The organism is Rhizobium sp. SVR5-2C (genome assembly GCF_056755115.1).
In genome coordinates this window covers 1-264 of record NZ_JBNDHT010000426.1, presented here as the reverse complement: position 1 = coordinate 264, position 264 = coordinate 1, and the positions used below count along the sequence as shown (strand labels likewise).

The window sequence follows — 264 nt, the reverse complement described above, 5'->3', positions numbered from 1 at the left end:
AGCAGATGCTCTGCGTCTATCTCTATGCTGCGGCGCTCGTCGCCAATATCAGCCTCAACGTCATCCTCATTCCGCATTTCGGCATCGAGGGTGCGGCCATTGCCGGTGCCGCCGCCATGACGGTCGAGGCCCTGCTTCTGCATCTTGCCGTGCGCCATGCGCTCGGCATCACGCTATTCGCCCTCATCCGCCGCCCGGCGGCACTCGCAACGACGAACGGGGCTCTCTGATCATGGCGCGCCCTCCCTTTACCGAAAGTACCGA

At 63.3% G+C, this 264-nt stretch carries 1 pseudogene; it reads left to right on the top strand.

The features are described 5' to 3' along the window. A pseudogene (locus ACPYOI_RS36380) lies at nucleotides 1-230 on the top strand (lipopolysaccharide biosynthesis protein); the annotation flags it as partial. Nucleotides 231-264: the final 34 nt, after the last annotated feature.